At 62.4% G+C, this 12,746-nt stretch carries 12 protein-coding genes and 1 tRNA gene; 6 read left to right on the top strand and 7 right to left on the bottom strand.

Annotation, left to right across the window (positions count from 1 at the left end):
- Positions 1-294: 294 nt before the first annotated feature.
- On the bottom strand, positions 295-948 hold the full coding sequence (locus IVB48_RS14925) for a histidine phosphotransferase family protein (protein WP_027565198.1): 654 nt from the start codon (positions 946-948) through the stop codon (positions 295-297).
- A 171-nt stretch (positions 949-1,119) separates the two neighbouring features.
- Here IVB48_RS14925 and IVB48_RS14920 point away from each other — a divergent pair, with 171 nt between their 5' ends.
- Entirely contained in the window at positions 1,120-1,947 is an 828-nt protein-coding gene (locus IVB48_RS14920) for a 3'(2'),5'-bisphosphate nucleotidase CysQ (RefSeq protein WP_247400562.1), read from the top strand.
- Positions 1,948-1,960: 13 nt separating this feature from the next.
- Here IVB48_RS14920 and IVB48_RS14915 read toward each other — a convergent pair whose 3' ends face one another.
- Positions 1,961-2,446: a YHS domain-containing (seleno)protein gene (locus IVB48_RS14915; RefSeq protein ID WP_247400560.1), complete on the bottom strand. Its 486-nt coding sequence runs from the start codon at positions 2,444-2,446 to the stop codon at positions 1,961-1,963.
- Between the two features lie 139 nt (positions 2,447-2,585).
- On the opposite strand from IVB48_RS14915, the gene IVB48_RS14910 reads away from it, so the two are divergent.
- The 3 genes from IVB48_RS14910 (at position 2,586) to IVB48_RS14900 (ending at position 4,850) form a co-directional block, all read left to right on the top strand.
- The gene (locus IVB48_RS14910; RefSeq protein WP_027565201.1) at positions 2,586-3,191 is read left to right on the top strand and encodes a DUF1134 domain-containing protein; all 606 of its coding nucleotides are present in this window, start codon (positions 2,586-2,588) and stop codon (positions 3,189-3,191) included.
- Between the two features lie 119 nt (positions 3,192-3,310).
- The gene (locus tag IVB48_RS14905; RefSeq protein WP_247359232.1) at positions 3,311-4,609 is read left to right on the top strand and encodes a hypothetical protein; all 1,299 of its coding nucleotides are present in this window, start codon (positions 3,311-3,313) and stop codon (positions 4,607-4,609) included.
- Between the two features lie 166 nt (positions 4,610-4,775).
- A tRNA-Val gene (locus IVB48_RS14900) sits at positions 4,776-4,850 on the top strand.
- A gap of 519 nt (positions 4,851-5,369) precedes the next feature.
- On the opposite strand, the gene IVB48_RS14895 is transcribed toward IVB48_RS14900, so the two are convergent.
- Complete coding sequence (locus IVB48_RS14895) at positions 5,370-6,716, bottom strand: IS5 family transposase (RefSeq protein WP_247399529.1); 1,347 nt, start codon at positions 6,714-6,716, stop codon at positions 5,370-5,372.
- A 424-nt stretch (positions 6,717-7,140) separates the two neighbouring features.
- Complete coding sequence (locus IVB48_RS14890) at positions 7,141-7,338, bottom strand: Dabb family protein (protein ID WP_247282076.1); 198 nt, start codon at positions 7,336-7,338, stop codon at positions 7,141-7,143.
- A 282-nt stretch (positions 7,339-7,620) separates the two neighbouring features.
- Between IVB48_RS14890 and IVB48_RS41360 the strand changes: the two genes are divergently transcribed.
- Together IVB48_RS41360 and IVB48_RS14880 are read left to right on the top strand one after the other, a co-directional pair.
- Positions 7,621-8,022, top strand: a complete 402-nt coding sequence (locus IVB48_RS41360) for a hypothetical protein (protein ID WP_346658404.1) — start codon at positions 7,621-7,623, stop codon at positions 8,020-8,022.
- 934 nt (positions 8,023-8,956) lie between these two features.
- Positions 8,957-10,834, top strand: a complete 1,878-nt coding sequence (locus tag IVB48_RS14880; protein ID WP_247282075.1) for an NEL-type E3 ubiquitin ligase domain-containing protein — start codon at positions 8,957-8,959, stop codon at positions 10,832-10,834.
- A 570-nt stretch (positions 10,835-11,404) separates the two neighbouring features.
- Here IVB48_RS14880 and IVB48_RS14875 read toward each other — a convergent pair.
- From IVB48_RS14875 to IVB48_RS14865, 3 genes are all read right to left on the bottom strand, one after another.
- Positions 11,405-11,632: a hypothetical protein gene (locus IVB48_RS14875; protein WP_247282074.1), complete on the bottom strand. Its 228-nt coding sequence runs from the start codon at positions 11,630-11,632 to the stop codon at positions 11,405-11,407.
- Positions 11,629-12,171, bottom strand: coding sequence for a transposase (locus IVB48_RS14870; RefSeq protein ID WP_247400558.1), 543 nt, complete (start codon positions 12,169-12,171; stop codon positions 11,629-11,631). The genes IVB48_RS14875 and IVB48_RS14870 overlap by 4 nt, the downstream gene beginning before the upstream one ends.
- A 38-nt stretch (positions 12,172-12,209) precedes the next feature.
- The coding region (locus tag IVB48_RS14865) for a transposase (RefSeq protein WP_247399043.1) at positions 12,210-12,746 on the bottom strand (537 nt) is incomplete at its 5' end.

The raw sequence follows: 12,746 nt of genomic DNA, 5'->3' as shown, positions 1-12,746 counted from the left end.
CGTTGTTCGGCTCCTGCTCGAACTTCACCAGCTGATTGTCCACGGTGTCCAGGCTCTCGCTGGTTTCCGTCAAAAACTCCCGCAACAGATCATCCATGAAAACAGGCCTTCATACAGGGAGGGCGCGCACACAAGACGTGATGCGCCAATTCGGAATGGGGCCAGCTTCACCGCAAAGCGTTTAATAATGGTTGAGTATGTGGAAAAGAACGGAATCAACAAATAGATAAGGCGCTCCGGACAAGCCGAAGCGCCTTGTAAAGATTCGATTAACGTTTGGGAGCGGCGACGTGTCTACGACGCGATAATGGTGATGGCCTCGCCTTCATGCGCGAGCCTCACGGTGAGCCCGCAGGCCTCTGCCAACAGCCGCGTATAATAAGGCTGGATCGCGTGCGCATCCGCGGCCGGGCCGCGCTCGCCGCTCAGGAGCTCGGAGATGTTCTGCGGCAGGCGCGCATTATGTCCGGTCGCGGTGATGCGGAAGCTCATCGTCTCGCCCTCGCCGATCGGATCGATCGTCAGCGTGCCGCCGCGCGGGATCGTGTGCTGCGAAACGACCAGCATGTTGAGCAACAGCTTGACGCGATTCTTCGGCAGCAGGATCCGCGGCAGATTCCAGGTGATCGAGCACTTGCCGTCCTCGATGTGGCCGCGCGCCATGGTCTGGGCATCGCCGAGATCGATCTGCGCGCCGGACGAGCCGGCCGCACCAAAGGCAAGACGGCAGAACTGGAGGCGGGCGGAGGCGGTTTTCGCGCTCTTGCGAATCAGGTCGAGTGCGAACTCGCGGTCGTCGGGCTTGGGATCGTCGTCGAGCACTTCGAGCCCATTGACGATGGCGCCGACAGGGCTGATGAGATCGTGGCAGACCCGCGAGCACAGCAGCGCAGCGAGTTCGAGCGCATCTGGAGCGGCAACGGTAGCGGGTGACGAAGCGTCAGACATAAAGGGTTCCTGGAATTGCACGGCGCGGACGCGGCGAATCAAGCATGCTTGACGAATGCCGCAGGTTCTAACATTCGCAAGCCCATGGCAGCTAGCTTGCGATCGGTTCGAACCGGCCCTAATGCCGCGGCGAATCACTCGAGCAGGGATGGAATTGCCGATGAATGAGGCATGCAGGTGAAACGGATCATCGACGGCGCGGCCGCCTCCCACCTGATGGAGCCGCTCACCGCGCTGGTGGTGAAGGCGGGCGAAGCCATCCTCGCGGTCAACCGCGCGGCGATGCGGGTCGACGGCAAGCAGGACGGCTCGCCGGTGACCGAGGCCGACCTTGCCGCCGACCGCATCATCGCGGACGGGCTGGCGCAGCTTGCGGGCGAGATCCCGACGCTCTCGGAAGAGCGGACCCAGCTCGCCTCGCCGCCGTTCCGCGACAGCTTCTTCCTGATCGATCCGCTTGACGGCACCAAGGAGTTCGTCGCCGGGCGCGACGAGTTCACCGTCAACCTTGCCCTGGTGACATCGGGCGTGCCGCTGCTGGGCATCGTCAGCGCGCCCGCACTCGGGCTGCTCTGGCGCGGCATCGTCGGCCGCGGCGCCGAGCGCGTCAGGTTCGACGGCGCGACGATCGGCGCCGCCGAGCCGATCCATACCCGCAAATTGCCGCCCCTCGGCGAGCCCTGGATCGCCGCGGTGAGCCGCTCGCATGGAGATCCCCGAACCGAGGCCTTCATCGATCACCGCCCCAACGCCGTCAGGAAGACGGTCGGCTCGGCCGTGAAATTCGGCCGGATCGCGGAAGGCAGTGCCGACATCTATCCCCGCTTCGGGCCCACGTGTGAATGGGACGTCGGGGCCGGCTACGCGGTCGTGATCGCAGCCGGCGGCAGCGTAACCGACGGCAAGGGCGGCGCGCTCCGCTTCGGCGAGCGGCACGATGGCGGCTTCATCATCCCGGAGTTCATCGCCTGGGGTGACCCGCAGGCGGCAAGAGTCTGACGTCGTAAGGGCGCTACTGGCTGAGCTTGTCCTGGAGGGCCGGCCAGCGCTTGCCCACCTCGTAGAGGAAGCGCTCGGGGTTGGCGGCGAAGCCGTCGCGATTGGCTTCCCGGCTGAACAGATAGAGCCGCTGCGCCGCGATCGCGAAGAAACGAGGATTGCCGGCGATGGTGACCCCGCGGGCGATATCGACCGGATCGTAGCCGCCGAACTGCGGCCCGTAGACCTCTGGATGAGCCAGGAAAGAGGCCCGGTTGCCCTCGTTCCGAAAGCGCCAGACTGCGCCCCACAGGTTCGCCTCGAATTCGGCCGTTCCCTGCACGGCCGTGCCAGCGACGAAATAGGCCACGGGGTCGAAGCCCTCGATCGCCACGCCGCTGAAGCGGTTGACGACGATCCGCTCGGTGGTGGCCGCCTGCGCCGGCACCCCCGCGCAGAGGATCCAAATGCCCGACAGCATGCAGACCAGAAGGCCGATCAAGGCAATTCCGGGGCGCAAAGGGCTGGCTTCCTGCCGTTCTGCCGTCATAGTTGCTGCGGATAACATCCGAGTCGAGGGGACATCCGGCGCAACCTAGAGCCGTGCCTGTTGGCGTCAGGTTAAGGAAGCGACCGGATTCGATACCAGGGGTTCTTTTATGACTTTCGCATCACGCCTTGCCGCAGTCGCGCTTGCCGCGATGGTCGGGTGGATCATTCCGGCTTCCGCCCAGCAGCCGCCGCCGCCCGATTTGCCGCCGCCGCAGCGGACCCAGACGCCCAGCACCTATGGGCCGGACGAACTCGTGAACGCCGGCCACCGATTCTTCGGCAACGTCTCGCGCGGTCTCGCCTCGATCATCGAGAAGGCGGTCAGCCAATGGGGCCTGCCCAACGGCTATATCCTCGGTGAGGAAGGGTCCGGCGCCTTCGTCGCCGGCCTGCGCTACGGCGAAGGCACGCTCTACACCAAGAACGCCGGCGACCTCAGGGTCTACTGGCAGGGTCCCTCGCTCGGCTTCGACTGGGGTGGCGACGGCGCGCGCACCATGACGCTGGTCTATAATCTGCCCGCCACTAACGCGATCTACCAGCGCTTCGCCGGCCTCGACGGCTCGGCCTACATCATCGGCGGCTTCGGCATGACGGCACTCACTGCCAACAACATCGTGCTGGTGCCGATCCGCTCGGGCCTCGGCCTGCGGCTGGGAGCCAATATCGGCTATTTGAAATTCACCCCGCGCGCGACCTGGAACCCGTTCTAGCGTCCCGCTTTCCCCTGCGGCGACGGATCAAGGTTAACGACATGTCGGGGCTGGCTTTTTGCCGGCCCCGCATGCAATGTCCTTGGTAAATTTTTCCTTAGCTTTGGGAGTTCTGGCCCATGGTCGAACCGATCATGTACCTGGCGATCGGTTTCCTGCTCTCGATGCTGTGCGGGCTCGCGATCGTGCCGCTGGTGCATAACCGCGCCGTGCGCCTGACCACGCGCCGGCTCGAGGCCGCCACGCCGTTGTCGATGGCCGAGATCCAGGCCGACAAGGACCAGCTCCGCGCCGAATTCGCCATGTCGGCGCGACGGCTGGAGATGAGCGTCGACCAGCTCAAGAACAAGACCACGAGCCAGCTCGCCGAGCTCGGCAAGAAGAGCGACGCCATCAACCGCATGAAGATCGAGCTCGGCGAGAAGAACGCCACGATCTTCGCGCTCGAAGCGCGCGAGAAGGCGGTGAAGGAGCAGCTCCGCGCCACCGAAGAGGAATTCAACACCAAGACCGCAGCCCTGCGCGCCGCCGAGCTCGCGCTGACGGACAAGCAGGGCGAGCTCGCAAAGATCAATTCCGAACTGTCCGACCGCTCGATGATGGCGGAGAGCCGTCAGGTCGAGCTGGTCGCGGTCCGTGCGCAGATCGAGGAGCTGAAGAACCGCGTCGGCGACGCCGAGAAGGAATTTGCCGCGACGCAGGCGCGGCTGGCGCAGGAGCGCACCGAATCCGAGACCGCCTCGCGCGAGCTCGGCGACGCCCGCGGCCGCGTCGAGAATCTGAGCCAGCGCGTCACCGACCTCGATCGCCAGCTCATCGTGCAGGTGAAGGAAGCCGAGATGCTGTCGGGCCGTGTCGGCGATCTCGAAGGCCGCCTGGCCACGCAGGGCAAGCTGCTCGCCGAGCGCGACTATGAGAACAACCAGCTCCGCCAGGCCAATGAGAGTTCCGAGCGCACCATCAAGGAGCTGCGCGTCGAGATCGCGGCCTTGAGCGGCGGCAAATCGTCGGCCGCAATGGAATCGATCCGCGCGGAAAAGACCGCGCTGGAGGAGCAGCTGCGCACCGCCCGCGACGAGCGCGCCAAGCTCCAGCGCGACATCAACGCGATCCAGCAGCAGGCCGAAAGCTCCTGGGCAACCGAGCGGATGGAGAACGCGCTGCTGCGCGAACGCATCAACGACATCGCAGCCGAAGTGGCCAAGCTCGCGATGCAGCTCGAAGGCCCGAACTCGCCGATCGAGGCCCTGCTCGCGGCCGAGGCCGGCCAGCCGCCGAGGCCGGCGCCGCGCCCGGCCAATGACGCCCCGACCAACGGCACGGCCGCAGGCACCCTGCCCGAAGGCGGCGGAACACTGGCCGAACGCATCCGCGCGCTCCAGGCCCACGCCTCCCGCGCCCGCCAGCAGGGCGCGTAGGCGGCTCCAAACGGTCTGACCGCCGAATTGCGCGGTCTGCGGAAGGTTTCCGGGCCGCTTTTAACGTCTTCGGGCGCCTCGAAACTTGACACGTTCGGCCCGCACTTCTAAATCGCGGGCTCCAAAGCGTCGGTGGCCGAACTCGGGCCGCCTGCATGATGGTTTCGGGTGCATAGCTCAGCGGGAGAGCGTTCCCTTCACACGGGAGAGGTCCAAGGTTCGATCCCTTGTGCGCCCACCATTAACCCAGCTAAATCAGCCACTTAGCGGCAAGGTTCTCCAAGTATGTGCCCCAAAAAAGCGGGGGCACAATAGGGGCACGAAGCGAGCAATGATGGTGCGAGGCCTACAGAACGGCTCGGCTGGTCATCGTACGACCGTTCGATGTTCTCCCCACCCAACCAGTGTAGGCGACCTCGTTTGTCTCGACGCGCTCTTGTCCTGCGACGTTCCTGCACTGTTTCGCTCTGCCTTTAGTCCTTCTCAGGCGGTAAGCGATCACTCTGCCGAGCAGCAGGACTTCGGCTGCGTCCCTAAAGAAAAACCCGCCAGCGACGTAGGGCTGACGGGTTCTCATTTGCCCGTGCGTATCCGCGGTACTCGTCACCTATCCGCGATGGCACATCGTGCAGCCATAACGATCGACGTTTAGGTTATCACCGTCTCTTGCTGGCTGATGTGTTGCTCGCCTTGATGAAGGCGACGCTCGGCCAAGGTCAAGAATGAGGGGCGGCAGCGGTCTCGCTTACCTTGTCGTCCGTTAAGAAGGCGAATTGAGCGGGGCTGGACCGGCCAGCACGCGGCATAGTCGGACCAGGAACAGGCACAAGAGTTCTCTGAGCCAGGCTAGGATGCGGCGGAAGTTGTGGCCGACGGCTGAGAGGATGACGTTGGCGGCGTCTCCGGCACGGCCTTTGAGGTAGCAGCGACCGAGGTGACCTTCGGTGTTCATGTGGCCGATGATGGGCTCGATGGCGGAGCGGCGGCGCAGCTCGCGCTTGATGACGCCGAAGACGCCGCGCTTTTGGCCGGAGATGAAGATGCGACGTGGATTTTGAGCATCGTGGCCGCGGTATCCCTTGTCGACATAGGCCCGCTCGATCGGACATCCGGTGAGCGTCTCGGTCCGGTCGATGACGTTCCGCAGGGTATGACCGTCGTAGGGATTTTCGGGCAGCGAGCTGGCATGCAGTACGAACAGGCCGCCGGGAGCTCGGCGATTGTTGGTGACGATGGAGGCCTTCACGCCGAACTCGTAAGGGGCTGAGGCCTTGCCTTTGCCGATGCACTCCACCTCCGGGGCATGGAAGGAATAGAGCTTCCAGCCGCGCTGGCGCTGCTGCTGGGAGCGGATCTGGCTGGCTCGGCCAAGCGGAAGCGCGAATGCCTCCTCGAGGGCTGGCTGGCCCTCGATCTTGCGACGGATGTCGCGGATGATCCGGCCCAGCCGGCTGCGCAGGATACGCAACTGCCGCTGATGCCGCCCGAACTGTTTGGCATGGGCGTAGCGGCCCGCCATCATCGCAGCGGCCTTGGCCACACGAGAATAGGATTGCCGCAGCCTGACGGCGTGCCTTCTCGCCAGGCGGTTGAGGCCCTGGATGGCCGCATGAAGCAGCTTGGCGTCGGTCGGGAAGGTGATGGCCTTCGGCTGCACCGTGGTGTCGACGGTGACGCGCTTGAGGTCCTGGCTGCGTAAGGCGCCGGCTTCGTGCGCCACCCGCAGGCTCTCGGCCAGCAGCAGCTCCAGCTTGTCGCCGAGCCGCTTGCGCCAATGGCTCAGGTCCGAGCGTTCGTGCGGGAAAGCGTGCCGGAAAAACTCTTCGCCGGTGAAGAACTGGAAATAAGGGTCGTGGACCCAGCGCTCGCACACCCCCTCATCGGACAGCCCGTAGATATGCTTGAGCAACAACAGCCCGATCATGAAGCGGGTCTCGATCCCCGGCCGGCCGTTCTCGCTGTAGAGCGGCGCGATCTCGCCGTCGATCCAGTCCCAATCGATCTTGCCGGCAAGCACAACCAACTCGTGCTTCAGATTGATGATCTGGTCCAGCCGCGCCCGGAACAGATCGTTCGATCCCGTCGTCTTGTGCTTCTTCGGCCGCATCGTTCCCTCCGATGCACCACAGAATCATGGGCCGCAGGGAAAGGGAATCCAAAAGCGAAATTGCAGGGTTTGGCGGCTTCAACCTCCCATTCCCTGCAATCTCAAACCGCCTCGAATCCGAAAAAGAGACTCCTGCTCAATCGCTTAGAACCTTGTTCACGGACGACTACCTTCGCTCTGGCTCAAAGCGACCGAGCCGCCGTGGGCCACACCAGACTTCGATCGGTTGGTTTGCCTCCCCGGCAGAGCCAAGCTGAAGAGCTTCTTCCGCGTTGCCGCACTCGATCTCCTGCACATCGAGTGTCTTCTGCCCCAGTCGTCGAGCGTCGATCCGCGCGAAGCTAATGACCTCCACGGAAGCATCTACTCAAAGTTCATCGCGAAGTTGCGGATTGACTTCGCTCAGGTCAGTCCGCTCCGAGAGCTACTGCCGGATCGACTCCTGGTAAAGCTCGTGCGCTTTATAGGCTTCGAGTTCGACTTCGTCGTCGAATTCACCGTAGACGATCACGTCAATTTCGTTGCCAAGCCGGTCACTCTTGCGCTTGCGAGCGAGCTCAAGCCGGCGTGCGTGCGGGATTTTGGCGAGAACGGAAAGGCCGTCGCGCCGATCTCCCGGCATTCCAGGGCGGCGCCGCCGGCTTTTTGGCTACGAGCTGAACAGGACGCTGGAACGATACCGTCGGGAGGCATCGCTTGCCTCAGGCACTCCTATATCTTTACGAGGCGTGATAAGCTTGGATTACCGCCATGACAAATGCTGGTCCTTTCTACCGGGTGGCCGGAGCAGGATCCGGTTCGCCGGCGTGAGAGAGCTCGCCGAACAGTCGAAGAATTTGTTGGGCTGGTTACAGTCTCAGCCCCCTCCTTTACACCAGGCCAGGCCGTCGCGGCTGTACAACGCGTGATTGATCTGTCGGGTGACGCCTTCCAGGTCAACATTGCGCAGCGCTTCAGCGCTCGCCTGGCGAAACTCGTTCGATCCGATAGCCTTCTATTGTCAGCTGCGGAAAATGAATTCGGCTCCCTTTGCCGACCTTCTTCGGTATGGCAAGCTCACCATTGCATCGAGTTCGCCCGAGCATTTCACAAAAGTTTGACGCGCCGGCAGATCAGCTCAAAGGCGCGGCCGATCGCGCGAAATGCCTGCTCACCATCGCTGAAATCGCCGCTCACCATCAGCGAAACGCGGAAGGCCTTGGGAATAAAGCTCGCGAAGCGTGTCGGTATGAAAAGGCAACGTCGCCATTGCGCACAATATCTCTGTGATCCTCCACTGCATTTCCGTCGACGGCATGTCGTTTGACTGGGGCCACGCGCCGGCCCGGCCTTAATTTGCAAGTTTCTGGCCCGGTCCGCCGGGCCGGCGATGTCCCGCTGAGACGGTGGTCGACCTCGGTCAATCGACTGGTGGCGAGCTCGCCCGCCCGCCATTGCAGAGGATGACCCACCCGATCCGGACATCATCATGAGGCGCTGGCGATCTCGGAAAGGACCATAACCCCGGCGACGGGCAGCTGATCGCATTGCATTTAGGTGACGGCTAATCGACCAAGAGAACCGAGCTGGTTATCGATCCGAGTCTCGGCCGCATCGAGTTCCTACTGGTCAACGATTAGACAATCGAAGCCGTCGAGGCGAGAGGAGCGTGGGTCGCGACAAATCGCGCCGAGCAGGTGGCTTTTGGACGAGACCGTCGACCGCGATAAGGGCATGTCCGACAGCCACCGCGACATGGGTCTTACCGCTGTCGCTCGGGCCGAAACCCAGGATGTAATCAAACACTCGATCTGATCCGCGAGAACTATGCGGATTTTCGGTCGACGAATGGCATCGGATGTCGTCAGCAGGGGACGTTGCGCGAGTGAATGGATGCGGCTCCATTGATAGGGCCGTCGGCACACTGGCGTCTTGTCCTGCGGCTCGTCAGCTCATGGACAGCTAAGCCTGCTATGGTGAGACGCCGCTGCCTGGACCGCCAGATCCAGTTTGATCTGCGGAGGAGAATGGGATGTGCCCTTGATGGATGTCAACCAATTGGACGACTCAAATTTCGCGAACGTACTATGATCGGCTGCATCTGACCGCGAACGAATGGGTAGCGTGTTCGGGCGGTCCTAGGTTGGCAAGCCCGGTCTTGGAGCCTGCTTTATCATGTCTCGGTACTCACTCAGTAGCGATGGCGATCAAGGTAGAGAACCGCCGCTCCGGCGCCACTTCCTTCATTTAGAAGAAGAATTATGCATACAGAACAGACCCAGCGAAGCGCCCGCATTGATTCCGAAACTTCCGAACGTGGGCACCGGCAAAGCTGCCTGTGCGGTCTCACTCAGGCTGCAGCACAGTGGGTCGAAGCCTTGAGGGTGGCCACCGGCCCTTCCCCGGCTCAAGGACAGCTGGAAAGCTGGGTCGCCGAACCGGGACAGGGCGAACAGGAGGATCGGCGAGAGGCAGTAAGCCGAGTGAGAGCCTGGCAGGAAGTGGCTGATGTACACGTGCCGCTGAATCTGGCATCTCTGGCGCTAACCACTTTGCCCGTCCTGCCGCCAGAGATGCAGGGGCTCTCTATCATGCACAATCGGCTGAGTAGTTTGTCGATCGAGGGCCAGGCCAACCTCCTCTGGCTCGACGCCAGCAACAACCTGCTGACCAGCCTGTCCGACGCTTTTCCGGCCGGACTTCAAGATCTTAATGTCAGCGGCAACCGGGTGAGCGGCCTGCCTGCCGCCTTCCCGGCTGGGCTCCGTCGGCTCAACCTCAGCAACAATCGGTTGACCAGTCTGACCGATACCCTACCAGCAACGCTTCAGCAGCTCGACGCCAGCAACAACCAAGTGACCGATCTGCCCGAAGCCTTGCCAGCTGGGCTCCGTCGGCTCAACCTCAGCAACAATCGGCTGACCAGTCTGACCGATACCCTGCCACCAACGCTTCAGCAGCTCGAGGCCAGCAACAACCAAGTGACCAGTCTGCCTGCCGCCTTCCCGGCTGGGCTCCGTCGGCTCGACCTCAGGAACAACCAACTGACCAGCCTGCCCGAGACGTTGCCGACGCAGCTGGGCTCGGAATGCCGCGTTCAGCTAGAAAATAATCCGCTGCCGGAGCGGGTGCTAACGAACTTGGCGTCAACCTTGAATAGCCAGGACTATGCCGGACCGCAGATCTTCTTCTCGGTGCATGACGGGGCGGCGCAAGATCAAGCGCGGCCTCTGTGCGAGGCGGTCGCGGCTTGGCTCCCAAACGAACCGAACACAGCAGCGCTCTGGCGAGCCTTCGCAGAAGAGCCGGGTGCTAAAGAATACGCTCGCTTCCTCGATAGGCTACTGGACACGGTGAACTCTAGCAATTCCGAGTTCCGGGTGGGAGTGGCAGACGATCTGCGGCAGGCGGCGATCAGGCCGGGATTGCGCGCCCAGTACTTCCAGTCGGCCATTGGAGCAAGCGCGAGCTGCCAGGATCGCATCACTTTGGCTTGGAACGACATGCAGACCGCACGGCTGAACGCTGATGTCGAGGAGGGAGCCTACGACGGGCGCCTCGACAAGCTCGTCGAACAAGGCCGGGTCATGTTCCGTTTGGGCGTGCTGGACGGGATAGCCCGAGACAAGGTCAGCTCGCTCCGGTTCGTCGACGAGATCGAGGTCTATCTCGCATATCAAGTCAAACTGCGCGACCGGCTGGACCTGAAGCACATCGCCCCAGCCATGCGCTACTTCGGTGTGGCTCACGTGGACGAACATGACCTTGCCACCGCCGAGGCCGTCGTGCGAAGCAAGGAGGCGGCGGAATTCGCCGACTATCTGGCAACGAGCTGGCAACCCTGGGACACGGTGCTGCGCCGCATCGCGCCCGAAGCTCATGCAGAGATGCAGGATCGGCTCGTCGATGCGATGGGTGAGGAGTTCGAGAGCCGACTGACGGAACGGCTCACTGATCTTCATCTGAACGGCGACGCTGACGCCGAGCGGCAGCTCGGGGCCAAGATCCGCGACGAGATCGCCCGCGAGATCAATGGCGCGCTGACGCGCCAAGTTCTCGGGGAACACGGCCTCACGCTGCAGCCGGCCGCGCCAACGCAGGTCGCGAGGGGAGACGGCGGGCGCGGTCGGGGATCGTAGCGGTCGATGTTCGGAACAACAGACTCGGCTCTCATTGTGTGATCCACGCTTACGATCACTCCCTCTCTAGAAGTATGTTGGGCCAGACGAAGCGCCGGCGAGGCTGCCGACATGAGTGTTCACTGATGACACTGATTGATGGTCACGAACAGCTTGGTCGGGCTGATGGGATCGACAGGAAATTCCATTTGAACCTGAGGATTGAAACACCCGGCCGGGCGGTCGGAGTGAGCAGCCGAAAGGGTGGCCGCGGGACGTGGATACGCCTGGGTCATTCGCTGGACGTGGGCACCGCTGATCTGTAATCTGTCATTCGGCCCTTTAATTGCAGTTTGTTGTCAAGCTTACATTTCTGAACTCGCCCACGGCACAGTGGTAGTGCTCGCGCCGTCGGAGCTGGTCCGGGTTGCGGAGACGGCGCGGGCGCGGCTAATACGTGCTTTGCCGGCCAGGCATTGGATCGCCCGGGGTTGTTGATGTCTTCGCTGGGGTCATGGTCCTTTCCGAGGTCGCGGAGCGCCTCATGATGATGTCCGGGTCGGGCGCCTCAACGTCTGCAGCGGAGTACAGTCAAGCCGCCACCAGCCGAATGAACGAGGTCGCCACAACACCGTCCCAGCGGGACATCGCCAGTCCGGCAGACCGGACCAGGAACTTTACATGATCGGATGAGGCTTCCTTCGCCTGGCCCCAGTCGAAAGATGTGCCATCGACCCAGATACAGTGAAGAACGAGGGCGATTTTGCGCACGATGGCGACCTTTGCCTTTCGCATGCCAATCCGCTTGGCGAGTTTCATGCCCCAAGCCTTGAGAGAGGACCATTTCTTTGTTCGATAAAGCAGGACGGTCGCCGCCTCGTACAGGTAAGTTCGGAGAAGACGGTCGCCCCATCCTTGCCATTGATGTCAGTTTCGCCAGACTGGTTGCGTCGAGGCGTAAGACCCAAATAGGCGCCGACGCTTGATGCCGATCGGAAGCGCGATGGGTCGTCGATCGTATGGCGGAAGGTCAACGCGGTCACCACGCCGACACCAGGAACCGTCATTAGGCGGCGCGTCGTCTCATCCGACTTCGCCAATTGGCGGACTTCGTCGTCGAACTTGCTTTGCTGCTTGCAGATCTGCTCATGGATCGACAGAAGCGGCGCGATCACACCGAGGAGCTGATGATCCTTGCCCAATAGCTCGCAGACCTGATTGCGAAACCGCAGTCCGATCGCGCGTGGGAAGAGCAAGCCGTATTCTTTGATTAGACTGCGGACCTGGTTCTCGATATCTCGACGAATTGTGTTTCGGCATGGAATAAGGACCCCGTTTTCGGGGTGATCGGCACCCAAAAGGGGCTCTGACGCATATTCGATGATCGTGATTGTTTTTATGGCGCGCCAATCAGCCTGGCTTGAAGCAGATCGAGCTTGGCGCGCCCGTACATCTGCCGTTTGACCAGCTTGAGCTTGGTGATCTGAGCTTCCACTTGGCCATTGGACCATGGTTGCGTGATTGCCGCGTGCACCGCGCCCTTATCGTTGGCAATGCCATTCGCGAACGAGGCAATGAGGCTCCGCTTGGATTCCTCAATCCAAGGTTCGAGCTCCATCTCGGCCTTCTTTCGGATCATCGCGTGGAAGCGGCCAACGAGAGCTTGGGCATCGGCCAGCATAGGAACGTTTTGTTCGATGACCGCAAGCGTGACGGTCTCGGCTTTGGTTAGGTGGTCGCGCTTCGTCGTCATCAGCTGCGCTATCGTCCTGGCGGCGGGGACCTTCTGCAATTGTTGATGGCTGATAGTCTCGGCACGCCGCCGTCGCGTCGTCCATTCCGCCACGACGCGCAGCGATCCCTTGAAGCCTTGTCCCTTCAAGCGGCGCCAGAGCTCGGCACCGTTGCGACAGCCGCCTGACCACTGCGCGTC

The sequence above is a fragment of the Bradyrhizobium sp. 76 genome (assembly GCF_023073025.1).
Classification (GTDB): Bacteria; Pseudomonadota; Alphaproteobacteria; order Rhizobiales; family Xanthobacteraceae; genus Bradyrhizobium.
The sequence above is the reverse complement of the archived record's forward strand: the minus strand, read 5'-3'. Positions and strand labels throughout refer to the sequence as shown.

Excerpts from the sequence above, each read along its gene's own strand:
- IVB48_RS14890 (WP_247282076.1), bottom strand. The coding sequence starts at position 7,338 with ATGCCGGGAGATCGGCGCGACGGCCTTTCCGTTCTCGCCAAAATCCCG.
- IVB48_RS14895 (WP_247399529.1), bottom strand. The coding sequence starts at position 6,716 with ATGCGGCCGAAGAAGCACAAGACGACGGGATCGAACGATCTGTTCCGG.
- IVB48_RS14905 (WP_247359232.1), top strand. The coding sequence starts at position 3,311 with ATGGTCGAACCGATCATGTACCTGGCGATCGGTTTCCTGCTCTCGATG.
- IVB48_RS14920 (WP_247400562.1), top strand. The coding sequence starts at position 1,120 with ATGCAGGTGAAACGGATCATCGACGGCGCGGCCGCCTCCCACCTGATG.
- IVB48_RS14880 (WP_247282075.1), top strand. The coding sequence starts at position 8,957 with ATGCATACAGAACAGACCCAGCGAAGCGCCCGCATTGATTCCGAAACT.
- IVB48_RS14910 (WP_027565201.1), top strand. The coding sequence starts at position 2,586 with ATGACTTTCGCATCACGCCTTGCCGCAGTCGCGCTTGCCGCGATGGTC.
- IVB48_RS14875 (WP_247282074.1), bottom strand. The coding sequence starts at position 11,632 with ATGAAACTCGCCAAGCGGATTGGCATGCGAAAGGCAAAGGTCGCCATC.
- IVB48_RS14925 (WP_027565198.1), bottom strand. The coding sequence starts at position 948 with ATGTCTGACGCTTCGTCACCCGCTACCGTTGCCGCTCCAGATGCGCTC.